General features: G+C 62.6%; 26 protein-coding genes. 7 read left to right on the top strand and 19 right to left on the bottom strand.

The genetic code is table 11. The features are described from left to right. The first annotated feature begins 11 nt into the window (after window positions 1–11). Window positions 12–482 carry a tRNA (uridine(34)/cytosine(34)/5-carboxymethylaminomethyluridine(34)-2'-O)-methyltransferase TrmL gene (trmL, locus tag PQR27_RS01450; RefSeq protein WP_408521960.1) on the top strand — a complete coding sequence of 157 codons (471 nt, stop codon included), beginning with the start codon at window positions 12–14 and terminating at the stop codon, window positions 480–482. On the opposite strand, the gene PQR27_RS01445 is transcribed toward trmL, so the two are convergent. The 5 genes from PQR27_RS01445 to PQR27_RS01425 form a co-directional block, all read right to left on the bottom strand. Next, window positions 455–1,003: an O-acetyl-ADP-ribose deacetylase gene (locus PQR27_RS01445; RefSeq protein ID WP_408521959.1), complete on the bottom strand. Its 549-nt coding sequence runs from the start codon at window positions 1,001–1,003 to the stop codon at window positions 455–457. The two genes, trmL and PQR27_RS01445, sit on opposite strands and share 28 nt — an antisense overlap. Before the next feature lie 95 nt (window positions 1,004–1,098). After that, entirely contained in the window at window positions 1,099–2,097 is a 999-nt protein-coding gene (locus PQR27_RS01440) for an NAD(P)H-dependent glycerol-3-phosphate dehydrogenase (RefSeq protein WP_408521958.1), read from the bottom strand. Window positions 2,098–2,119: 22 nt separating this feature from the next. After that, a complete protein-coding gene (secB, locus tag PQR27_RS01435; protein WP_408521957.1) occupies window positions 2,120–2,590 on the bottom strand; it encodes a protein-export chaperone SecB in 471 nt (156 codons plus the stop codon). 151 nt (window positions 2,591–2,741) lie between these two features. Further along, the gene (gene grxC / locus PQR27_RS01430) at window positions 2,742–3,005 is read right to left on the bottom strand and encodes a glutaredoxin 3 (protein ID WP_408521956.1); all 264 of its coding nucleotides are present in this window, start codon (window positions 3,003–3,005) and stop codon (window positions 2,742–2,744) included. Continuing rightward, a complete protein-coding gene (locus tag PQR27_RS01425; RefSeq protein ID WP_408521955.1) occupies window positions 3,002–3,427 on the bottom strand; it encodes a rhodanese-like domain-containing protein in 426 nt (141 codons plus the stop codon). Before PQR27_RS01425 ends, grxC begins: the two co-directional genes overlap by 4 nt. Window positions 3,428–3,564: 137 nt before the next feature. Here PQR27_RS01425 and gpmA point away from each other — a divergent pair, with 137 nt between their 5' ends. The 3 genes from gpmA to PQR27_RS01410 all read left to right on the top strand — a co-directional run bounded on the left by gpmA (window position 3,565) and on the right by PQR27_RS01410 (window position 7,102). Further along, entirely contained in the window at window positions 3,565–4,311 is a 747-nt protein-coding gene (gene gpmA, locus PQR27_RS01420; RefSeq protein ID WP_408521954.1) for a 2,3-diphosphoglycerate-dependent phosphoglycerate mutase, read from the top strand. A gap of 307 nt (window positions 4,312–4,618) precedes the next feature. Continuing rightward, window positions 4,619–6,190: a carboxyl-terminal processing protease CtpA gene (gene ctpA / locus PQR27_RS01415; protein WP_408521953.1), complete on the top strand. Its 1,572-nt coding sequence runs from the start codon at window positions 4,619–4,621 to the stop codon at window positions 6,188–6,190. 153 nt (window positions 6,191–6,343) lie between these two features. Continuing rightward, window positions 6,344–7,102 carry a HesA/MoeB/ThiF family protein gene (locus tag PQR27_RS01410; RefSeq protein ID WP_408521952.1) on the top strand — a complete coding sequence of 253 codons (759 nt, stop codon included), beginning with the start codon at window positions 6,344–6,346 and terminating at the stop codon, window positions 7,100–7,102. A gap of 79 nt (window positions 7,103–7,181) precedes the next feature. Here PQR27_RS01410 and ptsP read toward each other — a convergent pair whose 3' ends face one another. The 7 genes from ptsP to PQR27_RS01375 form a co-directional block, all read right to left on the bottom strand. Beyond that, window positions 7,182–8,930, bottom strand: a complete 1,749-nt coding sequence (ptsP, locus tag PQR27_RS01405; RefSeq protein ID WP_408521951.1) for a phosphoenolpyruvate--protein phosphotransferase — start codon at window positions 8,928–8,930, stop codon at window positions 7,182–7,184. Between the two features lie 244 nt (window positions 8,931–9,174). Next, a complete protein-coding gene (locus PQR27_RS01400) occupies window positions 9,175–9,444 on the bottom strand; it encodes an HPr family phosphocarrier protein (RefSeq protein WP_408521950.1) in 270 nt (89 codons plus the stop codon). A 95-nt stretch (window positions 9,445–9,539) separates the two neighbouring features. Continuing rightward, window positions 9,540–10,067: a PTS sugar transporter subunit IIA gene (locus PQR27_RS01395; RefSeq protein WP_408521949.1), complete on the bottom strand. Its 528-nt coding sequence runs from the start codon at window positions 10,065–10,067 to the stop codon at window positions 9,540–9,542. A 340-nt stretch (window positions 10,068–10,407) separates the two neighbouring features. Next, a complete protein-coding gene (gshB, locus tag PQR27_RS01390) occupies window positions 10,408–11,364 on the bottom strand; it encodes a glutathione synthase (protein ID WP_408521948.1) in 957 nt (318 codons plus the stop codon). Between the two features lie 102 nt (window positions 11,365–11,466). After that, window positions 11,467–12,756, bottom strand: a complete 1,290-nt coding sequence (gene gshA / locus PQR27_RS01385; RefSeq protein WP_408521947.1) for a glutamate--cysteine ligase — start codon at window positions 12,754–12,756, stop codon at window positions 11,467–11,469. Window positions 12,757–12,994: 238 nt separating this feature from the next. After that, on the bottom strand, window positions 12,995–14,503 hold the full coding sequence (locus PQR27_RS01380; RefSeq protein ID WP_408521946.1) for an ammonium transporter: 1,509 nt from the start codon (window positions 14,501–14,503) through the stop codon (window positions 12,995–12,997). A 43-nt stretch (window positions 14,504–14,546) separates the two neighbouring features. Beyond that, window positions 14,547–14,885, bottom strand: a complete 339-nt coding sequence (locus PQR27_RS01375; protein WP_006048089.1) for a P-II family nitrogen regulator — start codon at window positions 14,883–14,885, stop codon at window positions 14,547–14,549. A 397-nt stretch (window positions 14,886–15,282) separates the two neighbouring features. Between PQR27_RS01375 and PQR27_RS01370 the strand changes: the two genes are divergently transcribed. Next, on the top strand, window positions 15,283–15,540 hold the full coding sequence (locus tag PQR27_RS01370; protein ID WP_169485370.1) for an accessory factor UbiK family protein: 258 nt from the start codon (window positions 15,283–15,285) through the stop codon (window positions 15,538–15,540). A 121-nt stretch (window positions 15,541–15,661) separates the two neighbouring features. Continuing rightward, complete coding sequence (locus tag PQR27_RS01365; protein WP_408521945.1) at window positions 15,662–17,254, top strand: YifB family Mg chelatase-like AAA ATPase; 1,593 nt, start codon at window positions 15,662–15,664, stop codon at window positions 17,252–17,254. 331 nt (window positions 17,255–17,585) lie between these two features. Here the strand turns inward: PQR27_RS01365 and PQR27_RS01360 are convergent, their stop codons facing one another. Further along, window positions 17,586–18,266, bottom strand: a complete 681-nt coding sequence (locus PQR27_RS01360; protein ID WP_408521944.1) for a hypothetical protein — start codon at window positions 18,264–18,266, stop codon at window positions 17,586–17,588. 173 nt (window positions 18,267–18,439) lie between these two features. Between PQR27_RS01360 and PQR27_RS01355 the strand changes: the two genes are divergently transcribed. Beyond that, window positions 18,440–18,970 carry a TlpA disulfide reductase family protein gene (locus PQR27_RS01355; RefSeq protein WP_408521943.1) on the top strand — a complete coding sequence of 177 codons (531 nt, stop codon included), beginning with the start codon at window positions 18,440–18,442 and terminating at the stop codon, window positions 18,968–18,970. A 75-nt stretch (window positions 18,971–19,045) separates the two neighbouring features. Here PQR27_RS01355 and PQR27_RS01350 read toward each other — a convergent pair whose 3' ends face one another. The 6 genes from PQR27_RS01350 to PQR27_RS01325 form a co-directional block, all read right to left on the bottom strand. Next, window positions 19,046–20,398 carry a sigma-54-dependent transcriptional regulator gene (locus PQR27_RS01350; RefSeq protein ID WP_408521942.1) on the bottom strand — a complete coding sequence of 451 codons (1,353 nt, stop codon included), beginning with the start codon at window positions 20,396–20,398 and terminating at the stop codon, window positions 19,046–19,048. 16 nt (window positions 20,399–20,414) lie between these two features. Beyond that, entirely contained in the window at window positions 20,415–22,412 is a 1,998-nt protein-coding gene (locus PQR27_RS01345; RefSeq protein WP_408521941.1) for a sensor histidine kinase, read from the bottom strand. Window positions 22,413–22,440: 28 nt separating this feature from the next. Then, the gene (locus PQR27_RS01340) at window positions 22,441–23,721 is read right to left on the bottom strand and encodes a dicarboxylate/amino acid:cation symporter (protein ID WP_408521940.1); all 1,281 of its coding nucleotides are present in this window, start codon (window positions 23,719–23,721) and stop codon (window positions 22,441–22,443) included. Window positions 23,722–24,118: 397 nt separating this feature from the next. Then, entirely contained in the window at window positions 24,119–25,189 is a 1,071-nt protein-coding gene (locus PQR27_RS01335) for an ABC transporter ATP-binding protein (RefSeq protein WP_408521939.1), read from the bottom strand. Window positions 25,190–25,208: 19 nt separating this feature from the next. Beyond that, a complete protein-coding gene (locus PQR27_RS01330; RefSeq protein WP_408521938.1) occupies window positions 25,209–26,000 on the bottom strand; it encodes an ABC transporter permease in 792 nt (263 codons plus the stop codon). After that, complete coding sequence (locus PQR27_RS01325) at window positions 25,997–26,935, bottom strand: ABC transporter permease (RefSeq protein WP_408521937.1); 939 nt, start codon at window positions 26,933–26,935, stop codon at window positions 25,997–25,999. Before PQR27_RS01325 ends, PQR27_RS01330 begins: the two co-directional genes overlap by 4 nt. Window positions 26,936–26,990 lie beyond the last annotated feature (55 nt).

The following is a 26,990-nucleotide window of genomic DNA, read 5'->3' as shown; positions in this document are numbered from 1 at the left end:
CTGATCTCATCATGTTCAATGTCGTTCTCGTCGAACCCGAAATTCCGCCGAACACCGGCAACGTCATCCGCCTGTGTGCGAACACGGGCGCGCGCTTGCATCTGATCGAGCCGCTCGGCTTTCCGCTCGACGACGCCAAACTGCGCCGCGCCGGCCTCGACTATCACGAGTACGCGCAGATGAACGTGCACGCCAACTGGGCAGCGTTCGTCGCCAGGGAGGCACCGGACCCGGCGCGCATGTTCGCCTTCACCACGCGCGGCTCGGGTCGCTTTCACGAGCACGCGTTTCAATCCGGCGACTGGTTTGTCTTCGGTGCCGAAACGCGCGGCCTGCCTGACGCGGTGCTCGATCAATTCGCCAATGAACAGCGTGTTCGTCTGCCGATGCGGCCGGGCAACCGCAGCCTGAATCTGTCGAATACGGTCGCGGTCGTGGTGTTCGAGGCGTGGCGTCAGACCGGCTTCGAGGGTGGCGCCTGACGGCGCTTCAATTCGGCTTCGTAGCGCGCCAGCATGGTGGCGTCGAAACAGGCGAACACCACGAGCTCGATCTGCGGCATGCGCGGCAAGGTTTCGAGTACGGTGCCGACGGCGATCTGCACGGCTTCGTCGGCGGGAAAATGGTAGACGCCGCAACTAATTGCGGGAAAGGCAATGCTCCTGCACTGCGCCTGATGCGCTACCTCAAGCGAGCGCTGATAGCAAGAGGCAAGCAGATCGGCTTCGCCGCGCATCCCCCCCTGCCAGACCGGCCCGACCGCGTGGATCACGTGTCTGGCTGGCAACTGGTAACCGCCGGTGATTTTGGCGTCGCCGGTCGCGCAGCCGCCAAGCGTCTCGCATTCCTGCAGCAATGCCTTACCGGCCGCGCGATGAATCGCGCCATCCACGCCACCCCCGCCTAATAAGGACGTATTGGCCGCGTTGACGATTGCATCGAGCGCGAGCGTCGTGATGTCGACTACGCGTGCTTCCAGCGTGCAACGATTAAAACTGGACATGGGAACCTCGCTGATCCGAAGCGTCGATAAAACGTGGACAGCGAAGGCAGGCAGCCGTTCAGCGCATTTCGCGCCAAACGACTGAAAGACAAGACTTATTCGGCCTTGGAATCGCGCCGCAGCAAGGCGCTGACGGCGTCGCGAGGCGCTACGCCGTCGAACAGGACGGCACAGACTGCCTGCGTGATCGGCATCTCGATTGCATGAGCGCGCGCAATCGCCAATACCGCTTGAGCACAGCGCACACCCTCGGCCACGTGGCCAAGGCCACCGAGGATGTCGCCAAGCGTTCGGCCCGCGGCCAGTTGCACGCCGACCGTGCGATTGCGCGACAGGTCGCCCGTTGCGGTCAGAATCAGATCGCCCAGGCCGGTCAAACCGGTGAACGTTTCCGCCCGGCCGCCGAGCGTCACGCCAAGGCGCGACATTTCAGCCAGCCCGCGCGTGATCAACGCCGCGCGCGCGTTCAGGCCAAGCCCGAGACCGTCGGCAATGCCGGTGGCAATCGCCAGCACGTTCTTCACCGCGCCGCCCACTTCCACGCCGACGATGTCGTCGCCGGTATAGATGCGCATCGCGCCATGATGGAACGCAGCGACCGTACGCTCACGGCACGCCGCGGACGCACTCGCGACGGTCAGCGCGACCGGCAGACCCTGCCCGACTTCGCGCGCGAAGCTCGGGCCGGAGAGCACGCCATTGCTGCCATGCCCCGCCAGTTCAGCCGCGACCACCTGATGCGGCAGCAATTGCGAATCGGCTTCGAACCCTTTGCACAACCACACCACATGCGCCGGCACTTTGCCCGCATCGCGCATTGCCTGAAACAGACCGCGCAGTCCGGCGACGGGCGTTGCCACGACGCACAAGGCGTGGTCGGCTAGCGCGTGTTCGAGCGCCGCGCCCAGATCCGCTTCATAGCGAAGCGCGGCAGGCAAAGCAACGCCCGCCAGATAGCGGGCGTTTTCGTGCGAAGCGGAAAGGTCGGCGATGAGCGCGGGTTCACGCGCCCACAGCACGGTGTCGTGCCGTACAGCCAGATGGCCGGCGAGGGCTGTGCCCCATGCACCGGCGCCGAGGACAGCAACCTTCATGGCCGGCACCGTACGCGACGCGTTAATGCGTGACGCCGTTCTGCGCCGCGCCTTCCTGGCCGCCCATTTGCGCGAGGCGTTGCTCGTACAGGGCCTGGAAGTTGATTTCGGCGAGGTGGATCGGCGGGAAACCGGCGCGGGTGATCGCGTCGGCGATGTTCGAGCGCAGATACGGGAACAGGATAGTCGGGCAGGCAATGCCGACCAGCGGATCGATCTGTTCTGCCGGGATGTTGCGGATGTCGAAAATGCCGGCTTGCTTGGCTTCGATCAGGAACGCAACCTTGTCCGCGACCTTGGCCGTCACCGTGCCCGTGACGATGATTTCGAACACGGTGTCGGCAAGGCGCTCGGCCTTCACGTCGACTTCCACTTCGACCGACGGCATTTCCTGCTCGAGGAAGATGCCCGGCGAATTCGGCTGCTCGAGCGACATGTCCTTCAGGTAGATGCGTTGGATATTGAAGAACGGCTGGTTGTTCTCGTCGGACATGATTGAATGATTCCCTGAATGTATACATAGCGGCGGCCCATGGCTTCACGGGCCGCCAGATCGTTGCGACGCATCGCCCGCCTTCAGAAAGGCGGCGACACACCGGCTTGTTTTTCATCTACCCCGTTCACGCGCCAACCGGCGCGCGAATTCAGGCAGTGGCTTCGAGCAGCGGCATCAGACCACCCGCGCGATCGAGCGCGGAGAGATCGTCGTAGCCGCCGACATGCGTCTCGCCGATGAACACCTGCGGCACCGTGCGACGACCGGTCCGGGTCATCATTTCTTCGCGACGAGCCGGATCCTTGTCGATCAGTACCTTTTCGACCTGCTCGACGCCGCGCGACTTTAAAAGACGTTCGGCCATCTGGCAATACGGGCACACCTGGGTGCTGTACATGATCACTTTGTTCACTTCGCAACTCCTTGTTTCACGACCGGCATACCGGCCTTCTGCCAGGCGTCGACACCGCCTTCGAGAACGTGGACTTCGGCATACCCTGCATCCTGAACGATACGCGCCGCCTTGTTTGACTGCTGGCCGTTCTGGCACACCAGCAGCACCGGATTGCTCTTGTTCTTCACCAGTTGCGCGACTTTCGCCTGCAACTCCGCGAATTCAAGGTGCCGTGCCGCGGGCAGATGGCCCGTGGCGAAATCGGCGGACGGACGCAGATCGATGACCGCTGCATTGCGCCGGTTGATCAGCTGGGTGGCTTCAGCGGCCGACAGGCCGCCGCGGCCGCGCCGGGTGATCGTTGGCCACAGCAGCAACCCACCGGAGATGAGGACGATTGCGATCAGTACAAGGTTTGTGTAATCAGTGAAAAACTTCACGGAAAATCCGCCGAAAAAGAGAGAAATCGAAAAGGGCAATCCACCCATTATAAAATAACCGTCTGACGCGATGGCGGCGCGCCTCAAGACGGCGCTCGCAACGCTTTACCGCTTCCTTACTACCGACCGGCAATCTCATGTACAAACTCGTTCTCATCCGCCACGGCGAATCGACGTGGAACAAGGAAAACCGCTTCACGGGCTGGGTCGACGTCGACCTGACCGAGCAAGGCAATCGCGAAGCGCAACAGGCCGGCGTGCTGCTGAAAGAGTCCGGCTACACGTTCGATATCGCCTACACCTCGGTGCTCAAGCGCGCGATCCGCACCTTGTGGCACGTGCAGGACCAGATGGACCTGATGTACCTGCCGGTGGTGCATTCGTGGCGTCTGAACGAGCGTCATTATGGTGCACTGTCGGGGTTGAACAAGGCGGAAACCGCCGCCAGGTTCGGCGACGACCAGGTGCTGGTGTGGCGCCGCAGTTACGACACGCCGCCGCCCGCGCTCGATCCGTCGGACGAACGCACCGCCTATAACGACCCGCGTTACGCCAAGGTGCCGCGCGAACAATTGCCGCTCACCGAGTGCCTGAAGGATACCGTTGCCCGCGTTCTGCCGATGTGGAACGAGTCGATCGCGCCGGCCATCAAGTCGGGCCGCAAGGTGGTGATCGCCGCGCACGGCAACTCGATCCGCGCGCTGGTGAAGTACCTCGACAATATTTCCGACGACGACATTGTCGGCCTGAATATTCCGAACGGCGTGCCGCTCGTCTACGAACTCGACGAAAACCTCAAGCCGATCAAGCACTACTATCTGGGCGACCAGGAAGCAATCGCGAAGGCACAGGCAGCAGTTGCCAAGCAGGGCAAGGCGGGCTGATTCCGCCGCCCAGAGCCCCTGCGGCGAGCAAAAAAAAAGCAGCGAGGCATGGCGAGCGGGCCGCGCTGACCGGCAAGACGTACCGGTTAGCGCGGCCCGCTTCGTCTCAAGGCTGCCGATTCAGCCTGATCCGCCTGTTACCGCACATTACTTCAGCGCCGCGGCCCCGATCCGCCGAACCAGCCCCGGCTAGCGCTGTCGAATCACGATTGTCTGCGCCGCGCCCTGACTGGGCGGGTGTGCAGTTATACTTGTCCGTCCCCATCTCTATCGACGCTGCCACGCGCTTCCGACCGCAACAGACTCTATGCGAAAGAACCTGAAAAATATCGGCCTGATTGCCGCGGGCCTTGCTACCGGCGCATTCGCCACCTTGCAGCTTTCCGCCTCGGCCCAGCAGCCCGCTAGTGCCGTTGCACCGCTGCCGCTCGACCAGCTCCGGCTCTTTGCCGAAGTGTTCGGGCAAATCAAGCATGAATACGTCGAACCGGTCGACGATAAAAAGCTGCTCACCGCCGCCATCAAAGGCATGGTATCGAGCCTCGACCCCCACTCGTCGTACCTCGACAAGACCGATTACGAAGAACTGCAGGAGCAGACCAAGGGTCGCTTCGCGGGTCTCGGCATCGAGATTTCGTCGGAAGACGGTCTGATCAAGGTGATCTCCCCGATTGAAGATACCCCGGCGTTCCGTGCCGGCATCCGTCCGGGCGACCTGATCACCCGCATCAACGACAAACCCGTGCGCGGCATGACGCTCGATCAAGCCGTCAAGCAGATGCGCGGCGATCCGGGCACCAAGGTCACGCTGACCATCTTCCGCAAGACCGACGACCGCACCTTCCCGCTCACGGTTACGCGCGCGATCATCAAGGTTCAGTCGGTCAAGATGAAGATTCTTGCGCCGGGCTACGCGTATATCCGCATCACCAGCTTCCAGGAACGCACCACGCCGGATCTGGCTGCCAAGCTTCAGGACATCGCGCGTCAACAGCCGAACCTGAAGGGCCTCGTGCTCGATCTCCGCAATAACGGCGGCGGTCTGCTGCAAAGCGCGGTCGGTGTTGCCGGCGCGTTCCTGCCGCCGAATTCGGTTGTGGTGTCCACCAATGGCCAGATTCCGGATTCGAAACAGGTCTATCGCGACACGTACGATAACTACCGCCTGCAATCGTTCGACAGCGATCCGCTGAAAGACGAAGCGCCGATCTTCAAGACCGTGCCGATGATCGTCCTGACCAACGCCTACTCGGCGTCGGCGTCGGAAATCGTCGCGGGCGCGCTGCAGGATCAGCATCGTGCGCTGATCGTCGGCAAGACCACGTTCGGCAAGGGTTCGGTGCAAACGGTCCGGCCCATGACGGCGGACACCGCACTGCGTCTGACCACTGCGTACTACTACACACCGAGCGGCCGTTCAATCCAGAACAAGGGCATCCGTCCTGACATCGCGGTCGATCAATACGCAGAAGGCGATCCGGACGACGCACTCGTGACCCGCGAAGTCGACTACTCGAATCACCTTGCGAACACGCAAGACCCGAACGAGAAGAAAGAAGCGGAACAGCGCGAGCAGGAACGCATGGACCAGTTGCGTCAGCTTGAAGAGCAGAACGACAAGAAGACGCCGGAACAGCGTCAGAAGGATCGTGAGCGCAAGCCGGTCGAGTTCGGTTCGACCGACGACTTCATGCTGCAACAGGCTTTGAACAAGCTGGAAGGCAAGCCGGTGCAGGAATCGAAGTCGCTGACCGAGCGGCGTCTGGCGCAGAACAAGCCGGCTACATCGGCATCCGCGCCGGTCGCGGTGAAGTCGACCCAACCGGTGCCGGGCGCATCGGCGCCTGCCGGCGCCTCGGCAGCCGCTCCGGCAAACTAAGCCGCACATCCTGACGTGCCTTCGCAGCGCTCATACTGCGAAGGCACCCAGCGCTCCGCTCCCCCCGCGCGATTAAAATAAACATAACGACAGCGCGCGCCGCGACCCATCGGTCTGCGTCACACTGCGCGATACACCTCACGCGCCCTCGCCATGAATGACGATCAACTCCTCCGCTATTCCCGCCACATCCTCGTCGACGAAATCGGCATCGAGGCGCAGCAGCGCTTTATCGACGCTCACGCGATCATTGTCGGCGCGGGTGGACTGGGGTCGCCGGCCGCGATGTACCTGGCGGCTGCCGGCGTCGGCCGTCTGACGCTGGTCGACGCCGACACCGTCGACCTGACCAATCTGCAGCGGCAGATTCTGCATGTGACGGCTTCTGTCGGGCGCAAGAAGGTGGAGTCCGGGCGCGACGCGATCGCGCAAATCAATCCCGAGGTCAAGGTAAGCGCGGTGGCCGAACGCGTCGACGACGCATGGCTCGATCGCGAAGTGCCGAACGCCACGGTCGTACTCGATTGCACCGATAACTTCGCGACGCGCCACGCAATCAACCGCGCCTGCGTGAAGCACGGCGTGCCGCTGGTGTCGGGCGCGGCCTTGCGCTTCGACGGCCAGATCAGTACTTTCGATTTCCGCGACGCAGCGTCGCCGTGCTACGCGTGCGTATTTCCCGAAGATCAGCCGTTCGAAGAGGTCGCGTGCTCGACCATGGGCGTATTCGCGCCAACGGTCGGCATCATTGGTTCGATGCAGGCCGCCGAGGCGCTGCGGGTGATCGGCGGAATCGGCACGCCGCTGGTGGGGCGCCTGATGATGCTCGATTCGCTGCGGATGGAATGGAACACCATGCGCATTGCGCGTCAGCCGGATTGCCCGGTGTGCGGACAGCCGCATCCGGCTTGACGCAGAAAGAACAGAACGAACGCTGAATAAGAAACGCCGCACATGTGCGGCGTTTCTTATTCGAGGCCAACCTCGCGCCTCACGCCAGCGCCACGCGCTTGAGCGCCGCCTGCACCTCTTCCGGTTCGAACGACGCCAGCACATCCGCCACCGGCTTCTCCAGCGTCTTCAGATGCGAGCGCAGGATTTCCTGCTTGACCACCAGCAACTGGCTCGGATGCATTGAAAACTCCGTGAGCCCCATGCCGAGCAACAGACGCGTCAACGCCGGATCCCCCGCCATCTCCCCGCACACCGAGACCGGCACGCCGGCCCGCTTCGCTTCACGCAGCGTGAATGCGATCAGATGCAGCACTGCTGGATGCAGCGGGTCGTACAGATGGGCGACCGAGTTATCCGCGCGATCGATGGCCAGGGTGTACTGGATCAGATCGTTGGTGCCGATCGACAGGAAATCGAGCCGCTTCAGGAACAGCGGCAACGCGATCGCCGCAGCGGGAATCTCGATCATCGCGCCGACCTGCACGTTCGGATCGTAAGCAATACCAGCGTCGTCCAGTTGACGCTTGGCCTCGCGAATCAGATCGAGCGTCTGATCGATTTCCTGAGCGTGCGCGAGCATCGGAATCAGGATCTTCACCTTACCGAATGCGGACGCCCGCAGAATCGCGCGCAATTGCGTGAGGAACATCTGCGGCTCGGAAAGGCTCCAGCGGATCGCGCGCAACCCCAAGGCCGGATTCGGGGCGGTTTCGTAGCCGTCGCCCCCGTTCATCGAATCGAGCGGCTTGTCGGCGCCCACGTCGATCGTGCGAATGGTGACCGGCAAACCGTTCATCAACTCGACCGCACGGCGGTAAGCGGCAAACTGCTCTTCCTCTTCCGGCAGCTGGTGCTTGTGATTCATGAACAGGAACTCAGTGCGAAACAGGCCCACGCCGGTCGCGCCCGAATCGACCGCCGCGCGTGCGTCGTCCGGCAACTCGATGTTCGCGCACAACTCGATACGCGTGCCGCACAGCGTTTGCGTCGGCGAAAATTTCAGCCGTTGCAGCTTGCGCTGTTCCAGCGCTTTTTCGCTTTGCCGATACGAGTACTCTTCCAGCACGATCGGCGCGGGATCGACGATCACGATACCGTGATCGCCATCGACAATGATCAGGTCGTCCTGCCGGATCAGCGCGCTCGCGTGCTGCACGCCAACCGCTGCCGGGATGCCGAGACTGCGCGCGACAATCGCCGTATGCGACGTGCGGCCGCCGAGATCCGTGACGAAACCCTGAAACGTTTGCGTTTTGAACTGCATCATGTCGGCCGGCGCGATGTCATGCGCGACCACGATCATTTCGTCGCACGCGCCGTGCACGCTGCCCATCAGCGCCACCGAGGCACCGGCCAGCGCCTTCAGCACACGCTCCACCACCTGTTCGATGTCGGCTTTGCGCTCACGCAGGTATTCGTCTTCGATATCGTCGAAATGGCGCGACAGGCGCTCTAGTTGCTCCGTCAGCGCCCACTCGACGTTGTAGCGACGCGTGCGGATCAGGTCGATGGTTTCCTGAACGAGCATCGCGTCATTCAGGATCATTGAATGAACGTTGATAAACGCGCCCATCTCGCTTGGCGCGTCTGCCGCGAGATCGGCGCGCAGTGCGTCGAGCTCGTAGTGCACATGTTGCTGGGCCACGCGAAAGCGTTCGATCTCGCCCTCGATCTGGGCGGGTTCGATCAAATAGTGGTCTACGTCCAGTGCAGCCGGGGCGATCAGATAAGCCCGCCCGATGGCGATACCGCGTGACACGGGAATTCCATGCAGCGTGAAGGACACGCGCACCTCCTCTAGTTGTGTGATGCCGCGGCAAACCGCTGCAATGCTCTCAGACTCTCGTCGCTATTATAAATTCCGCGCCCTCCGCAGGTACATCGGCGCTGTGTGCAGCGCAGCACAAATGCCCGTAAGCAGTACGACAACTCGCAGCAAGGAACGCTGGCTCATCCGCCAATTGTCACGCGCTAAAAAAAACGCCGCGGAGAGCCGCGGCGTTCTGCTTCCAGGCAAGGTGGATGCGTGCTTACTGACCCTCGCCGAATTTATCGGCAATCAGTTTCAACAATGCGTCCATCGCTTCTTTTTCGTCGGAGCCTTCCGTTTCGATCGTCACGGTGCTGCCGATTCCCGCAGCCAGCATCATCACACCCATGATGCTCTTGGCATTGATGCGGCGGCCATTGCGGCTCATCCAGATTTCCGCCTGGTAGTTGCCCGCGAGTTGCGTCAACTTGGCCGACGCGCGCGCGTGCAGCCCCAGCTTGTTCACGATAGTCGTTTCCTGTTGCAGCATGTGATGGTCCGAAGCGCGGGTAAGTGTGGTTGTGAAAGATGAAACTGCACGACAGTTGCACTGCCTTTGAAGCTGTTGAATGCCGTTCGATCCGCTTACAGTCCGGTGGAGTCGGCTTTCTGAGTCAGGTCAGCCTCGGGTGGCAACGCAGGCAGGCAGTCGCCGGAAGCCGCTTCTGGTGGCAAGGCGGGCAGGCAGTCGCCAGAAGCCGCTTCTGGCGCAACTGGCGCTGGCGTCGCGGGCCCGATGGCGTGCACGCCCTTCGTGCCACCGGCGAGTGCCTTGTCGACTAGCGTGTCGAGCGGCGTGGCGCGATAGCAGACCGCGCGTACCAGCATCGGCAAATTGACGCCGCACAGCACGCGCACATCCGGCATCGAAGCGAGACGCCCGGCGATATTCGCTGGCGTGGCGCCGAACATGTCGGTGAGCACGAGCGCGCCGTTTTCTTCCTTGAGCCGCTCGATTTCGGAGTGCGCGAACGCGACCTGTTGTACGGGATCGCAATCCGGAGAAACGTCGATCACGCCGATACGAGCCGGCAAGCCACCGTAGATGTGCGAAATACAATCGCGCAACGCGGTGGCGAACGGAGCGTGCGCGATGATCAGAATACCTGCCATGTCAGCCCTACTGCAAAAGAACGGCCCCGAACCGTGGACCGGGACGAAGCCCGGTTCGCAAGCGCCCTCGACCGGCCGTGGGTCGTAAGGGCCGGAACGCACCATTTGACCAGTGGCCCGCAGCGCCTGATGCATCTCACGCGCTGGCGACACACTGCTCGTTCACTGTCCGCGATCCATGCCCGCGGCGTTCAGAAAACGCCCTTGTTTCAGCCTGGATCGGAAGAGCGGGCATTGTATCAGGCTCATTTTGGCGCTAAAGCCGACGATACGCCTGGTGCGGATTTACTACACAGTTTGGGGAGCATGGCGGCCATTCAAGAGCGCTGCCGTAGTGGCCTCAGGCTGCCGCGCGCTCCAGTGCGTCGATGAACATCGCTGCAACGTCGAATCCGGTCTGATCCATGATCTCGCGGAAGCACGTCGGGCTCGTCACGTTGACTTCGGTGAGCCAGTCGCCGATCGCGTCAAGGCCCACCAGCAGCAGACCACGCGCGGCGAGCACCGGTGCCAGCGTCTCAGCAATCTTGCGGTCATGCTCGGTGAGCGGGCGCGCCACGCCCAGTCCGCCCGCCGCCAGATTGCCGCGCACCTCATTCCCCTGAGGAATTCGCGCAAGCGAATACGGCACCGCCTCGCCGCCGATCAGCAGAATGCGCTTGTCGCCGTCCTTGATGTCCGGGATGAATTTTTGCGCCATCACCGAACGCGCGCCGTCGTGGCTCAGCATCTCGATGATCGAACCGAGATTCATGCCGTCCGCCTTCACGCGGAACACGCCCATCCCGCCCATGCCGTCGAGCGGCTTGAGGATCACGTCGCCGTGTTGCTCATGGAATGCGCGCAGGCGGGCCGCGTCGCGCGTCACCAGCGTAGGCGCGACGAATTGCGCGAACTCGCCAATCGCGAGCTTTTCCGAGTGATCGCGAATCGCCTGCGGCTTGTTGAAGATGCGCGCGCCGCCACGTTCGGCCAATTCCAGCAGCCATGTGGACGTCACGTATTCCATATCGAACGGCGGGTCTTTGCGCATCACCACCGCGCTGAAGCTCTTCAGCGATTTCGGCGTGGCCGCTTCAGCCGCGTACCACGTGTCGCGATGCAGGTCCGTCACGTCGCCGACGATCGCAAAGCGCTGCACGTTCGCCTCGACGTCGCCGCCGGTCCAAGCCAGATGTTTGGGCTCGCACGTGTACAGCGTGTGACCGCGACGCGCGGCTTCGGCCATCATCGAGTAAGTCGAGTCTTTGTAGATCTTGAATTGCGTTAGCGGGTCGGCGATGAAAAGAATGTCCATGGGAATTCCGGTGCGCCCTGATGGGCTTGGCATTAATCATTAAACAGAAGCAGCGGCTACAGGACCCACGCAGGGCCCGCAGCGTCTGGCGGCCGAAGCCGCTCAGACCTGAATCGCTTCCGGATCGGTCTTTTCCAGTTCGACCGATGCGGCCAGCAGCCCGAGCCGCGCTACCACGCCGTACATATAGAAGCGGTTCGGCGGCGCCGCGCCGGGCTTGGCGTGCGCATCCGGCAACGCCGTATGTTCGAAGCCGAGCGGCACGAAGTGCATGCCGGGTGCGTTCAGATTCTGATCGCGCTCACGGCTGCCGTGCACGCGATAGAAACCGCCCACCACGTACCGGTCGATCATATACACCACCGGCTCGGCGACTTCCTCACCGATGCGCTCGAACGTGTACACGCCTTCCTGCACGATCACGTCATGCACTTCGAGACCGTCTTTGGTCGCGGCCATCTTGGCGCGTTCGCGCTTGGTGAGCGCGGCCACTTCCGACGCGTCGTGCACGGTCATCACACCCATACCGTAGGTGCCCGCATCTGACTTGATGACAACATACGGTTTCTCGGAGATACCGTACTCGCGATACTTCTTGGCAACCTTCTTGAGCACGCCGTCAATTGCATCGGCCAGCGCTTCTTCGCCGGTGCGCTCCTGGAAATCGACCCCTTCGACATGCGCGAAGTACGGATTGATCATCCACGGATCGATTTCGACCATCTTCGCGAACTTCTTCGCGACGTCGTCATAGCAGGAGAAGTGCGTCGATTTGCGGCGAACGGCCCAACCCGCGTGCAGCGGCGGCAGCAGATACTGCTCGTGCAGATTTTCCAGCACCGGCGGAATGCCGCCCGACAGGTCATTGTTCAGCAGAATCGAGCACGGGTCGAAGTTCTTCAGACCGAGGCGCCGCTGCGAGCGCTCGAGCGGTTCGAGCACGAGCTTCTGGCCGTCAGACAGCGCGATGGTGACCGGCCCGACGATGCTTTCGTCGAGCGTGCCGAAGCGGACGTTCAGACCCGCCTGACGCATGATCGCGGCGAGGCGCGCGACATTCTCCAGATAAAAGGCATTGCGCGTATGGCGCTCGGGAATCACCAGCAGATTTTTTGCGTCCGGGCAGATCTTTTCGATCGATGCCATCGCGGCCTGCACGGCGAGCGGCAACACTTCCTGCGGCAGATTGTTGAACGCGCCGGGGAACAGATTGGTGTCGACCGGAGCGAGTTTGAAACCCGCGTTACGCAGATCGACGGAACAGTAGAACGGCGGCGTGTGCTCCTGCCATTCGAGCCGGAACCAGCGTTCGATGGCGGGTGTGGCGTCGAGGATCTTCCGCTCGAGGTCGAGCAGCGGGCCGTTTAACGCCGTAACTAGGTGCGGAACCATTGATCACTCGCAGACTGGAGAAAAAAGATTGTAGAGCAAATGCTTTGTCCATTTGGGGACGGTTTCTCCATTCGCAAGCGGACGCGAATGCATTCTCGCTATCGCCATGATAGGCGGGAAAAACTGCTGTTAACAAGATGACCGGCAAGAAAAAAGGCCCGCCATGAAGGCGGGCCAAAATCGCTGCGCTAGATTCGTAATCCGTCAGGCCCCGGAGCGAGGGCCGATGGAGAACTCCTTATTCGACGTGTTCGCCATGCAGCGTCACGTCAAGACCTTCGCGTTCCTGTTCTTCCGTCACACGCAGGCCCATCACCATATCGATGACCTTCAGCAGGATGAAGCTCACCACGCCGCTGTAGATCAGCGTCGTCAGCACGCCCTTGGCTTGCAGGATCACGCTGCCGTCCGCGCCGCCGATGTCCTTGACTGCGAACACGCCGGTCAGGATCGCACCCACGATACCGCCGATGCAGTGCACGCCGAACGCGTCGAGCGAGTCGTCGTAACCGAGCTTGTGCTTGAGCCACGTAGCCGACCAGAAGCAGATCACGCCTGCTGCGATACCGATCACGAGCGAGCCCGTCATACCGACAAAGCCCGAAGCCGGCGTAATGGCCACCAGACCTGCCACAGCACCCGACACGATACCGAGTACCGACGGCTTACCCTTGGTTGCCCATTCGGCGAACATCCATGCGAGTGCTGCTGCAGCGGTTGCCACTTGCGTAGCGAACATGGCGAAGCCGGCACGGCCGTCAGCCGCCACTGCCGAACCCGCATTGAAGCCGAACCAGCCTACCCACAGCATGGCGCCACCGATCAGCGTGAGCGTCAGGTTGTGCGGCGCCATCGCTTCCTTGCCGTAGCCGACACGCTTGCCGAGCACCAGCGCGCAGACCAGCGCCGCGATACCGGCGTTGATGTGCACCACCGTGCCGCCCGCGAAGTCGAGGATGCCCGCGCTAGCCAGCCAGCCGGTCGGTTCCCACACCATGTGCGCGATCGGCGAGTAGACGATGATCGACCACAGCGTCATGAACACCAGCATCGCCGAGAACTTCATACGATCGGCAAACGCGCCCGTGATCAGTGCCGGGGTAATGATCGCGAACGTCATCTGATAGACGACGTAGACCGTTTCCGGGATCGTCGGTGCGAGGTGGCTGACGGTCAACGTCGTGGCCTTGTCGCCCTTGATGTAGTTCATGCCCGACATGAAGAAGCGTGAGAAGCCGCCGATGAACGAACCGCCCGGCGTGAAGGCGAGGCTGTAGCCCACCACGACCCAGATGATCGACACAAGGCAGGTGATCGCGAAGCTCTGCATCAGGATCGCGAGCACGCTCTTCTTGCGGACCATGCCGCCGTAGAACAGTGCCAGACCCGGGATCGTCATGAACAGCACGAGCGCGGTGGAAGTCAGCATCCAGGCGGTGTCGCCCGAATTGATCTTCGACGAATCGACCGAGAACGGCGCGGTCGGGGCGGCCGGCGCAGCGTCCGATGCTGCGGGTGCGGCTGCGGCGGCGCTGGCAGCCGGTGCGGCGGACGCATCAGCGGCCGGTGCCGAAGCCGCGGCGGCAGCGGGTGCCGCCGAAGCGTCCGGCGCCGGCGCACTCGCCGTCGTATCGGAAGCAGCGGCCGAGGCGGCTGCGGGGGCGGAAGCGTCGTCCGCGAGGGCGGCGCCGATACCGCCCGCGAGCAGCGATCCGGCCATCAGCATGGACATCATTAATTTGCGCATCTTCGTTTCCTCTTGTCGCTATCTGTGTCGCTATCTTTTGGTATTACAGAGCGTCCGCCCCGGTCTCCCCGGTGCGAATCCGAATGACCTGTTCGATCGGCGTGACGAAAATCTTGCCGTCGCCGATCTTGCCGGTACGTGCCGCGCGTTCGAGCGCTTCGATCGCCTGGTCGACGATGTCGTCCGAGACAGCTGCCTCGATCTTCACCTTCGGCAGGAAATCGACGACGTACTCAGCGCCCCGGTACAGCTCCGTGTGGCCCTTCTGACGGCCGAACCCTTTGACTTCCGTCACCGTGATGCCCGAGACGCCGATGGCCGACAAGGCTTCGCGCGCCTCATCGAGCTTGAACGGCTTGATGATTGCGGTAATGAGTTTCATGACATCCCTCGCTTAGTTGCGTAACCCGTTGCGTAACCTGTTTGCGTACCCGTAACCCGCTTGTGTGGTCTCGATCCGCTGCCGGTAAAAACGTGTCGGCAGGGGGCGCGGGGCAGTAACAGCAACTCGCGTGCCATGTTGTGTCAGACTTCGCCCGCGGCAGGTCGTAAAAAGGGCGCAAGCTGCCCTGGCCGCATGGCTAACGTTGCCTGGGCACAGTGGCGCGGCGTTTGGATCGTTGCTAGAGTGTTTGCAGGCTTTGAACGCTGAGGCACGCACCAAACGGGCTCATGCGCCGGCAGTAAGGAAACTGTCATGCACCAAGGCAGTACATTCGCTGTCACAAAGCACAGGCGTAACGAAATATGCACATTTTTTGTGCACCAAGGGGAACACCATGAAACAACCGAACGACGTCTTCAACGATTTTCAGGCCCGCATGAGCGAGCTGTTCAAGAACTCGCCGGCCAAAGATGTCGAACGCAACGTCAAAGCCATGCTCTCGCAAGGCTTCTCGAAGCTCGATCTGGTCACGCGTGAGGAATTCGATACGCAGACCCAGGTGCTGGTGCGCACCCGCGCGCGTCTCGAGGAACTGGAACGCCGCGTCGCCGAACTCGAACAGAAGCTGCCGGTTACAACGCAAGCGTCTTAAGGCTTTGCTCGCAGCGCATTAGCTGCGCAGTGCTGCGCATCACTGGCAAGCGAGCCGTGACGTCATCAGCGTTTTAGGGGACGAGCGTGCGCCGTCGGCGCCCCGTCCGACGGGAGAAAACATGTCGCTTGCCGTGGTGCGCAGTCGCGCGCCGGCCTCTGGCCGCGCGCCCGAAGTAACCGTCGAGGTTCATCTCGCGAACGGATTACCCTCTTTTTCCATCGTCGGCCTTCCTGATCTGGAAGTTCGCGAAAGCCGCGAGCGGGTGCGCGCGGCGCTGCAGAACTGCGGCTTCGACTTTCCGGTTCGGCGCATCACCGTCAATCTGGCGCCCGCCGATTTGCCGAAGGAGTCCGGCCGTTTCGATTTGCCGATCGCCTTGGGCATCCTCGCCGCCAGCGGGCAGATTCCAGCGGAATCGCTACTGCACCGGGAATTTGCCGGCGAACTGTCGCTGACCGGCGCGCTGCGGCCCATGCGTGGCGCCTTTGCAATGGCCTGCGGAACAGCCCGCGGCGGCGCGGCGCATTGCGGGGCGCCCCCTTCCGTCGTCGCCGCCGAACAGGCTATGACCGGTACGGAGGCTCATCTCACCCCACAGCTCTACCTTCCTGCTGCGAGCGCAGCGGAAGCGGCGCTCGTCCCTGGGGTCGATGTCTACGGCGCGGTGGATTTGCCGTCCTTATGCGCGCATCTGGCGGGGGCGCCCGACGCCCGGCTTTACCCCGTCGCCGCGCCGGATCTCACCGAGCGCACGCCCGCTGTCATTCCGGATATGACCGACGTCATCGGCCAGCGCGGCGCGCGCCGCGCGCTCGAAGTTGCCGCCGCCGGCGGGCATCATGTGCTGATGGTCGGGCCGCCCGGCGCGGGCAAATCGATGCTCGCCGCGCGCCTGCCTGGCCTTCTGCCGCCCATGACGGACGACGAAGCACTCAGCTCCGCCGCGTTGCTGTCCGCCGGCCGGACCGGCTTCACACCGTCGCAGTGGCGACAACGGCCGTTTCGCGCGCCGCATCACTCGTCGAGTGCGGCGGCGCTGGTCGGTGGACGCAATCCGCCTCAACCGGGTGAAATCACGTTGGCGCATCTGGGTGTGCTATTTCTGGATGAACTGCCGGAGTTCGACCGCCACGTGCTGGAAACACTGCGCGAGCCGCTCGAGGCCGGCCGGATCACCATCTCGCGCGCCGCCCTGCAGGCGGATTTTCCGGCGGCGTGTCAGCTGATCGCCGCGATGAACCCCTGCCCATGCGGGTGGCGCGGCGACCCGAACGGCCGTTGCCGCTGCACGCCCGAGATCGCGGCGCGCTATCTGCGCAAACTATCTGGACCGCTGCTCGACCGGATCGACATCCAGATCGAGATTCCCGCGCTCACACCGGCGGAGTTGGCGGCCCGTTTTTCCGTCTCCGGCGAGGCAAGTGCGGCGATCGCGTCGCGGGTGAGCGCGGCCCGCGACCGGCAACTGGCCCGGCAGGGCAAAACCAATCGGGAGCTCGGTGGACGTGAAGTGGATGAAGTCTGCCGCCCCGATGCAGCCGGTGAAATTCTGCTGCGTGAAGCCGGCGAGCGCTTCGGCTGGTCAGCACGTGCTTACTACCGGGTCCTGAAGGTCGCGCGAACCATTGCCGACCTCGCGGGCGCCGCGACACCGAGCGCCGCGCAGATCGGCGAAGCCATCCAGTATCGACGCGCTTTTAGTGCCGCATGAGACGAAAAATCTGCTGTCAAGACTTGACTTATGCACATGTGCGCGCTTCAGACAGATTTTGATACAACTGAAAGGCAGACTGTAAGGTGCACGCAAAAAGCATTGATTTTATTGATCTTTTTTTCATGCCAAGATCACGTGCAAACCGGCAGAATGCCCACGGGATGGGCATCTGCGGCACTTCGCGGGAAGTTCTCAACAGAGTTATCCACAGCAGCTGTGGGTAACCAGAAAACCTCAACGTAAACCGATAATTAGCGCGCGATCCTGCGAAGGAACTTTCACTCGCCACTCCAATGCGTCGCATCGTCAATCGGCCAAAACTACCCGTTCAATAAAGTTGGAATGACGAAAAAAACTGGTCGACCTGTTCCTGCTGTAGCGGCCTGGACGCGATGATCGCCGCCTGATACACATGGCGGCCGCGCGCGACCAGCCGAGCATAGACCGTGCGCGCCTCGTGTTGCGAGCCGGCCGCGCCGCTCAGCTTCATTTCCAGACCCAGCACCTGACCGCCCGCAGCGAGCGGGATCTGAACCGCATGAGCATCCGGCGCGGCGCCTACGTTGCGGGCGAGGCCAGTACGAAGGAACTCGAGGGTGGCTCGCTGGATCGCGGGATCGTCGTTCGGCAGCATCACTGTGCCGACCGCGAAGACCGCGTCGCCGGCTTCGGCGGTTTGCATAGCCATCTGCATCGGCGTGCCGTCGATCTGCACGGCGCGCTGATCGTTACTGGGCTTGGCCGGGAGATCGACGGTGTAGCCGTTGTCGTTATTCATGATGGTGCGCCAGTCGAAAGTCGGCGAACAGGCCGTCAGCGCGCCACCTAGCGCCAGCGCGCAGGCTGCCGTGGTGAATAGCGCGTGCGCACGCCGCGAGCGCGAAACCGGGCGAGACGCGGCGCTGGCGCGCTGGTCATCGAGCGGAGACAAGCGGGAGGAGCGGGACCACCGCTTAATGGAGCAATGCAAAGGGCTGCGGGCGAGAAAACGAAAAACAGTTCGGAGCATGGGGGCAGAAGATCAGACTGACCAGAACGTAAAGCCCTATTATCCGCTCCCGGCGCCTGCCCTGCCGCGCCGCCGGAATGGCGCTACAATAGCGACGCCAAGCGACACCGGGTTTCAGAACCCTGGCTGACGCACTGCCCCGCGCGTTCTGCGCGACTCTCGAGGTTCCGTTCATGAGCTCCACATCGTCCACCGCCGCCCGGCGCGCGAGTCCGATTCGCTACATCGTCATCGCCGCCGTGGCCGTCGCGATTGCGATTGCCGGTTACTTCGCGTTTGCCGGCCAGCAGCGCGTGCCGGATGCGACCTTCACGCTGCTGTCCGGCCAGAAAATCTCGACCGCAGATCTGAAAGGCAAGGTCTACCTCGTCAACTTCTGGGCGACGAGTTGCGACACCTGCATGAAAGAAATGCCGCAGATGGTTCAGACCTATAACCGCTTCAAGGGTAAAGGGCTCGAATTCGTCGCGGTGGCAATGAACTACGACGCGCCGATGTACGTGACCAACTACACGCAAACCCGCCAGTTGCCATTCAAGGTGGCGATGGACGACGGCTCGGCCGCCAAGCAGTTCGGCAACGTCCAGCTCACGCCGACCACTTTCCTGATCGACAAGGACGGCAAGATTCTCAAGCGTTACGTCGGCGAGCCGCAATTCGCGGAACTCGACAAGTTGCTGGAAAAGGCGCTGAACGCGGCCTGATACCCACGTCACTTAACACGCCCTTCCTGATTCAAACGCGCCGGCGCAGTCCCTCGCCGCCGGCGCTTCAGATCCTCACCGCTCCCCTTCCCCCTTGGCCGCCAGGCCATATCGCTTGATCTTCTCGTAAAGCGTGGCTTTGCCCAGTTGCAGCTTGTCCGCCGCAACCGCGACCGCGCCGCCGGCCTGCTCCAGCGCCTCCGCGATCACTGCCCGCTCGAATTGCTCGACACGTTCCTTCAGTGGCTGCATCGCCACGCCGTCGTCGCCGAAGGACATGACCGGGTCGTCGGCGACGCCGAGCACGAAGCGGTCCGCGGCATTGCGCAGTTCCCGCACGTTGCCTGGCCAGTCGCGCTGCATCAGGCTGGCGCGCTGGCGGTCGGTGAGGATCGGCGCCGGGCGCTGATAACGCACCGCCGCATCCAGCAGGAAGTGCTCGAACAGCGGCACGATGTCCTCACGCCGCTCGCCTAGCGGCGGTAACGCGATCGTCACCACGTTCAGCCGGTACAGCAGATCGCGCCGGAACGAGCCGTCGGCGACGTGCTCCGCCATGTCGCCTTTGGCCGCTGCGACCACGCGGCAGTTCACCCGAATCGGCTGATTCGAACCGAGCCGTTCCAGCACGCCGTCCTGCAGCACACGCAGCAACTTGACCTGCAATGCGAGTGGCATGCTCTCGATTTCGTCGAGGAACAGCGTGCCGCCGGACGCATGTTCAAGCTTGCCGATGCGGCGCTTTGCCGCCCCGGTGAACGCGCCCGGCTCATAGCCGAACATCTCCGATTCGAACATCGGCTCCGGCAACGCACCGCAATTGACCGCGATAAACGGTTTGTCGCGTCGCGGCGACAGTTCGTGCAGACTCCGCGCGATCAACTCCTTGCCCGCGCCGGTGTCGCCGTTGATCAGCACCGAAGCGTCGGTCGGCGCGACATTGGCGATCAGCCGCCGCACCTGTTCGATCGCCGGGCTGCGGCCAATGATGCGCGGGGCCACAGTGTTCTGTTCGGCCAGTTCGCGACGCAACGCGAGGTTTTCCAGCACCAGCTTGCGCCGCTCCAGTGCGCGCCGCACGGTTTCAATCAGGCGCTCGGACGCAAACGGCTTTTCGATAAAGTCATACGCGCCGTCGCGCATCGCCTGCACGGCCATGGAAATATCGCCGTGACCGGTGACGAGAATCACCGGCACGTCGGGCGCGCGCTCGTGGCACTGCGCGAGCAGTTCGAGACCACTCGCCCCGGGCAAGCGAATATCGCTGACGACCACGCCCGAGAAATCCGCGCTGATCATCTTGCTAGCGGATTCCGCCGAGGCGTGCCCGATCACGTCGAAGCCGGCCAGTTGCAGACTCTGCACGCTGGCGCGCCGCACCAGTTCGTCGTCTTCGATATACAGCACTTGCAAGCCCTGGTTCTGCATGTCGTTCTCGTTTGATTCAGGAACCCGCCGTCAGCGGATTCGTGGTGGGGCTCGTCTGCACGCGCGCGCGGCGCAGCGACAGTACGAATAATGCACCGCCGTCCGGCGCATTGCGCGCCACCAGCGAGCCGCCGCAATCGCGCGCAATCGACGACGAAATCGCAAGACCGAGCCCGAGTCCCTGACCCATTTCCTTCGTCGTAAAGAACGGTTCGAAAAGACGCGGCAATATCTCATCGGGAATGCCGGGGCCGTTGTCGCGCACGGCGAACGACAGGCTTGTCCCGGCGGCTTCGATTTCGATCGAGATACGCGGCGGCGTCATGTCCGCCGTGGCGTCGAGCGCGTTGCCGAGCAGATTGATCAGCACCTGTTCGAGCCGCAGATCGTCGCAACTCGCGACCAGCTCCGGGTGGTCGTCGGCGAGACTGAGCGGCGTGTGCGCACCCGTGGCGGCATCGAGCAGAACGAACTCGAGATCGACGCCCTGCAAGCGCTTTTGCAGCAACGCGACGACATTGCGCAACGCCCGCACGATCGGTGCACGCTCGCTACGCGGCCGGGCGCGGCCAACGAACAGCTTCAACTGATTGGTGATCTTGCCCATGCGCTCGGTGAGCGCCGCGATCGCCTCGAGATTCTCGCGCGCCGAGGCCTGATCGCCGCGTTCCAGCAGCACACGGGTATTGTCCGAAAAGCCGCGCAATGCCGCGAGCGGCTGATTCAACTCATGCGTGATGCCGGCCGCCATCTGACCGAGCGCGGCAAGTTTGCTGGCCTGAATCAGTTCATCATGCGCGGCGCGCAACTCCTGTTCGGCGCGCGTGCGCTCGGCCACTTCCTTCTGCAATTGTTCGTTCGCCTGCGACAGATCCGCCGTGCGTTCCGCCACGCGCTGGTTCAACTCCGCGTAGGCCTTTTGCAGCAGCGCACGGCTACGCATCACCTCTCGCACGCGGGCGCGGCGCATTTTCCAGTAAAACGCCAGCAGCACCAGAGACACATAACCGAATGCGGTGATAACGGTCGCCTTGCGCGCGTCGGCGTCGACCCGATCGACGGGCGACATCGTAATCAGATGCCAGTCGGGCTCGCCCATGTCGCGCCGCGACGCGAGATAACGCGGCGCATAACGGCCGCCGCCGATCCGCACGATCTGCGCATTGCCTTCCAGCGTGCGTTCGATCGACACCGGCAGCGGCGCGATCGGCTGTTGCGCATATTGACGCGCCTGGTAAATCGAATCGGCGACCTGGCCCGACAACGGCCGGATGGTGTGATATTTCCACGCCGGCACGGACGACAGAAAAATCACGCCGTGATCGTCCGTGACAACGAGGGGTTCGGACGCATCCACGCCCTGAAACCACTCCAGATCGAGTTTGACCACGGCCACGCCGACGATCTTGCCCGCGCGCCGCACCGGCTGCGAAATGTAGTAACCCGGCGCCTGCGAGATGGTGCCGATGCCGAAGAAGCGGCCTACGCCACCCTTGATCGCATCGAGAAAATACGGCCGGAATTGATAGCCCGCGCCAATGAAGCTGCCCGGCCCGCGCCAGTTGCTCGCGGCCACGCAATAGCCGTCGACGGGAATGATGTAGGTGACCGTGGCCCGCGCGTGGCGGTTGAGGTCGTCGAGATAGAGATTCGCGCGCTCGACGTTGGCTGGAGTGGGATTGACCAGCACGTCCTGAACAATGGGATGTTCAGCCAGCAGATAAGGCAGGGATTCGTAGCGCTCGAGCGTGCTCTTCAGCGCGTTGGTGGTGCGATCGACGCGCACCGCGGCATTGCGCCGCAAACTGTCGATCCCGCTCTGCCACGCGATGCTGTACGTGAGCCCGCACGCCGCCACGAGCCCGGCGACGAGCGCGAAGAGGATCAGAAGACGGCGCGTCACGTTGGCAATATCCGATCGATGAGGATCAGCTATTGTGGCATACGGCGACGCGCCGCCGGCCCGCGGTTCGGCCGGCAGCGCGTCCGGTCCGCGCGTTGCCGCGGGTTCCATGTGCGTCGCGCTCCGGCCGCTACCCGGCTCAAACGCCAGCCGGCTCTTTGACCACCACATCACCCCGCAACGCGGCGTTCAGCTTGCTGCGATCCAGTTCCTTTTCCCATGCCGACACCACTACGGTCGCCACGCCGTTGCCGACGATGTTGGTCAACGCACGGCATTCGCTCATGAAGCGGTCGATGCCGAGAATCAGCACCATGCCCGACAGCGGAATGGTCGGCACCACGGCGAGCGTCGCCGCCAGCGTGATGAAGCCCGCGCCGGTCACGCCGCTTGCGCCCTTCGAGGTCAGCATCGTCACCGCGAGCAGCGTGAGCTGTTGCGTCCACGTGAGATCGGTGTTGGTCGCCTGGGCGATGAACAGCACGGCCATCGTCATATAGATGTTGGTGCCGTCAAGGTTGAACGAGTAACCGGTCGGCACGACGAGGCCCACCACCGAGCGCGAGCAGCCGAGCTTTTCGAGCTTCAGCATCAGTTGCGGCAGCGCCGCTTCCGACGAACTCGTGCCCAGCACGATCAACATTTCCTCCTTGATATACGCGACGAAGCGCAGGATGTTGAAGCCCACCGCCCGCGCGATGATGCCGAGCACCACGACCACGAACACGATCGAGGTCAGATAGAACGTGCCGATCAGCTTGAGCATCGGCACCAGCGAGCCGATACCGTACTTGCCGATCGTGAAGGCCATCGCGCCGAACGCGCCGATCGGCGCCAGCTTCGTGATGATGCGAACGATGCCGAACAGCACGTGCGCGAGCCCGTCGATGAAGTTCGTGACGACCTTGCCCTTCTCACCGGCCGTTGCCAGCACCGCGCCGAACAGCAGGGCGATCAGCAGGATCTGCAGGATTTCGCCTTGCGCGAACGCCGACGAGAGCGTGTCCGGAATGATGTGCATCAGGAAGTCGACGGTCGTCTGGCCGTGCGCCTTGGCGGCGTACGAAGCGACCGCCTTGCCGTCGAGCGTAGCCGGGTCGATATTGAAACCGACGCCGGGCTTGAGCACGTGGGTGGCGATCAGGCCGAGCAGCAGCGCGAACGACGAGACGATTTCGAAGTACAGCAGCGCCTTGCCGCCGACGCGCCCAACCTTCTTCATGTCTTCCATGCCGGCAATGCCGGTCACGACCGTACAGAAGATGATCGGCCCGATCACCATCTTGATCAGCTTGATGAAGCCATCGCCGAGCGGCTTCATGTCGACGGCGAGGTTCGGGTAAAAGTGGCCGAGCGCAATGCCGATGATGATCGCCACGATCACCTGGACGTACAGCACTTTATGGATAGGTTTCTTCACGATATTACCTGCGATGTGGGTGAGCCCATGGCCTGCCACGCTGCGCATCATGCGAACGAAGATTCGTCACGCCTGTGCACGGCATTAGGCCGCGACAAGACGACGAATTCAGAGATACCGGGAAAGAAATTTGGACATCGTTGTCTCCTTGCTTTAGTTGTCGGACCGTTGCGGCCGCGTTATCTCAATTGCAAGGTCGATGCCAGCTTAAATAAAGTCTCAATGCTTTGATTTTTATACGTTTTTTGGCGAACCAAGGCGTGCGTCGTCCGGGATTCCGGAAATCCGGACGAGGGCTGTCGGGGAATCCGGAATCCGCATCCATCGCGCCCTCGGGAAAACCCCGCAGGGTTAACAGCAGCGCCTGGCGCTCAGCCGGCGCGCCGGCTGCCGGCGTTCAAACGCCGCCTTCTTCCAGCACCAGCAGGTTCTCGTGCGAGAAACCCAGGGACACGGGTTGCCCCCGTTCGGGCAAGCCGCGATTCGGGTCGTTGAACACGTCGAGCGAAATCACGGCGTCTTTCACGCGCGTTCTGATGCGCACCACCGCGCCCAGGAAATTCACCTCTTCGACGGTTGCGTTCAGCGTGTTGCGGCCAGGCACGGCTGGTTCCAGCACGATCGCCTCCGGCCGCAATGCGAGCAGACGCTTCTTGCCGGCGTCGTCGGCGGGCAGTTCCTGCGTGGTTGTCAGCTCCTGCCCGTCGACCGCCATCCTGCCGGTCGACGGATCGACCACATGCCCCGACAGAATATTCAGCGTGCCGACAAACGAGGCCACAAACCGCGTACGCGGATAGTTGTAGATCTCCGAAGGCGAACCGATCTGCTCAACGCGCCCCTCGTTCATCACGACGATGCGATCGGAAATCGACAACGCCTCTTCCTGATCGTGCGTGACGAAAATCGACGTGATGCCGAGTTCGCGCTGCAGCGCGCGAATATCCTGGCGCAGCGAGATACGGATTTTTGCGTCGAGCGCGGAGAGCGGCTCGTCGAGCAGCAGCACCTGCGGCTTGCCGGCCAGCGCGCGTGCCAACGCCACACGCTGCTGCTGACCGCCCGACAATTGCCACGGATAGCGCTCGCCGAGATGCGGCAGCTTGATCAGTTGCAGCATTTCTTCGACCCGCTGACGAATCTCCGCCTGCGGGCGATGCGCAATCTTCAGCCCAAAGCCGATGTTGTCGGCCACCGTCATGTTCGGAAACAGCGCGTACGACTGGAACACCATGCCGACTTTGCGCTGCCGCGTGCGCAGATGCGTGACGTCCTTGTTGTCGAGCCGGATGATGCCGCGCGTCGGCGTTTCAAAGCCGGTGATCATGCGCAGCACTGTCGTCTTGCCGCAACCGGACGGCCCGAGAAAGGTGATGAATTCGCCACGTTCGATCTGCATATCGAAATGATGCAGCGCCGTGTTCGCCCCGAAGGACTTGTGCAGATTTTCGATCTCAAGGAATGCCATGATTCGCTGCCTCAGTCCGTCAAATTTTTTGGCCACTCAGCGCGCGGGCCGAGCCGAATACCTGAATCAACCCCATCGACGCCCACGTGATCACGAACGCAATGATCGCAAGCGCTGACGGCTCATACGCGCGGTTCGCACCGATCAACTGCAGATACGGGCCGAACGCAGGGCGGTCGAGCAGACTCGCCAGTGTGAATTCGCCAATTACCACCGCAAAGGTGAGAAACGCGCCGGACAGAATGCCCGAGCGGATATTCGGAAAGATCACCTTGAACAGAATCGTCGGCCAGTTCGCACCCAGGCACTCGGCGGCTTCGGTGAGCGAACGCACGTCGACAGCGCGCAAGCCGGCGTCGACCGCACGGTACATATAGGGCAGCGATAGCGTCACGTAGCCGAACACCAGCAACACGTCGGTCGCGCGTTCATTGCCGGTGAGCGGCAGAATCGAGCTACTGTTATAGATGCGCAGATAGCCGAACACGATCACGATCGCCGGCACCACCAGCGGCAACAAGGTGATGAACTCGACAATCGGCCGCAGTTTCGGCAGCCGCAATTGCACCCAGTACGCGGTCGGCACCACCAGCAGCACGCCGACCACGATCGTCAGCACCGCCATCAGGATCGAATAGCCGAACGAGGCCTGAAAGCGCGGATCGGCCAGCACGACGCTATACGCCTCGAAGTTATACGTGCCGCGCTTCATCCGCAGACTGAATTCGAAGGTCGCGATCAACGGAATCAGGAAGTACAGCGAACCGACGATCATCGCGGTCCACGCCCCCACACGCGATTGGCTTTTCATCGACGCCCCCTCTCCGCACGCGAACGCAACCAGATATAGCCGCCGTTCGACAAACCGGTCACGAGCACCATGCCGAGCGCGAGCGCATAGCCGAGATTCTGGTTGTGCATCACGTCGCCGCGTATCTGCGCATACAACAGGATCGTGACGATATTCAGCGAACTGCCGGTCAGCGCGTAAGCCGTCGCGACCGCGCCGAACGAATTGGCGAACAGCAGCAGCGTGGCGCCGAGGACGCTCGGCCACAGCACCGGCAGGGCGACGTGGCGCCAGTACTGATACGAGGTGCCGCCGAGACAATCACAGGCTTCGCGCCATTCGCGCTTCAGGCCGTCGAGCGCCGGCGTGATGATCAGCACCATCAGCGGAATCTGGAAGTACAGATAGGTGAGCGTCAGACCGGAAAAGCTGAGGACGCTGAAGCCTGTCGAGTAAAGATTGAAGCCGAGGTATTTCTTCAGCAGCACGGTGACGAGGCCCACGCGCCCCAATGTGCAGATGAATGCAAACGCGAGCGGCACGCCGGCGAAATTCGACGCCACGCCGGAGAAGGTCATCAAGGTCGGCCGAATCCAGCCGGGCAATTTGCCCTGCACTGCCGCCCATGCGAGGAGCGAGCCGATCAGCGCGCCGCCGAGCGCCGACGCCGCGCTGACCTTGAAGCTGATCCAGTATGCGTCGAGCACACCTGGCTGCAACAGGTCGCGAAAATTGGCGAGCGTGAAGTGCCCTTGCGAATCCTGAAACGCGCCGACCATCAGGAAGCCGGTGGGCAGAATCAGGAACAGAAGCGCGAAGGTGAAAAACGGCACCACCCCGATCCAGCTCAGGAACTGCGCCGCGCGGTCCGGACCGTTGACGCGAGGCGTTGGCGTGGGCACAGGCGGAACCAGCAATTCCGGCTGCACCGGTCCAGCATCCGATGAAGCGCTCATAGCTCACCCTTGAGGGAATCTGGGTAACGCCAGCGCCACGCTGCACCCGCCCGAT

Origin of the sequence: Paraburkholderia fungorum, assembly GCF_046027215.1 — a bacterium.
GTDB lineage: Bacteria > Pseudomonadota > Gammaproteobacteria > Burkholderiales > Burkholderiaceae > Paraburkholderia > Paraburkholderia fungorum_D.
Note: the sequence above shows the minus strand (reverse complement) of the source record. Positions and strands in the feature narration are given on the sequence as shown.